At 40.3% G+C, this 1,016-nt stretch carries 1 protein-coding gene and 1 pseudogene; both read right to left on the bottom strand.

The annotated features are described in order from the left end of the window. Positions 1–193, bottom strand: a 193-nt coding sequence (locus B7X71_RS17965) for a tRNA (adenosine(37)-N6)-threonylcarbamoyltransferase complex ATPase subunit type 1 TsaE (protein WP_363927332.1), incomplete at its 3' end; no start/stop codon positions are given. Positions 194–453: 260 nt separating this feature from the next. Beyond that, positions 454–759: pseudogene (locus B7X71_RS17770) on the bottom strand (OsmC family protein); the annotation flags it as partial. Positions 760–1,016 lie beyond the last annotated feature (257 nt).

The following is a 1,016-nucleotide window of genomic DNA, read 5'->3' as shown; positions in this document are numbered from 1 at the left end:
CATTTACTATTGAATAGGTAGGGCTGCTTGCCGTTTCTTTCATGCCAAGGACAAAGCATAGTGCTTTGATCAGAGTTGTTTTCCCTGCACCCATTTCGCCCTCAAACAGAAAGACTTTTTTCTTTTCTGCAATCTTTAGCAGTTCAGATGCTGCCTCATGCAATTCCCCTTCGTTATTGACCCGGATGTTCATTAGATCGAATTATAAAGCGATAAAAATTTTATTGTGGATTATTTAGGACTGTAGGTTACGTATGGAACAATCATTTCTTCCATCGAAATGCCACCATGCTGGAATGTTTCGTTAAAGTAATTAACAAAATGGTTGTAATTATTGGGGTACACGAAAAAACTATCCTCTTTTGCAAAAATAAAGCTCGAACTCATATGCAGTTTTGGAAGCATTGCCTCATGCGGATTTTTGACATGAAACACATCTTTTGAATTGAAATCGAGATTTTTACCTTTAACCGTGAAATGCAGGTTAATTTTGGTAAATACCTTAGGCTCAGTCTCAGCTCTCTCAGCAGTTAGCTTGACATCGCAGGCACTGATCTCTTGGCGTGCCTTTTGAAGGATTAAAACTACATCAAAGGCGGAGCAACCACCAGTTCCAGCCAAAATAAGCTCCATAGGCCTTGGGGCACTATTTTTACCACCAGCCTCTGGCGGCCCATCCATGGTGACCTGATGGCCGCTTCCGGTTTCTGCTGAAAACGCCATTCCGCCAATACCCAACCAAGATACTCGACATTCCATGTTAGTGGCCTCTAAATTAGAAAATTAATCAATATTATCAATAGTTTACCAATAATGTCAGAGCTTTGTTTTGGGGTTGATATTGCTAAAAAACATCAAAAAATTGATTTTGGTCAATATTCTTGCGTTGCACCATATTTCTTGTGTAGAATAACCATATTGGCTGTCAGTCTTATATAAGAGATCGATATGCCTCCCAGTGTCTCCTCCACTTAAACATAGGTGGATTCCAGCCCAGGACTCGTTCCTGGGTTTTT

It is taken from the genome of Polynucleobacter sp. 39-46-10 (assembly GCF_002282275.1).
The sequence above is the reverse complement of the archived record's forward strand: the minus strand, read 5'-3'. Positions and strand labels throughout refer to the sequence as shown.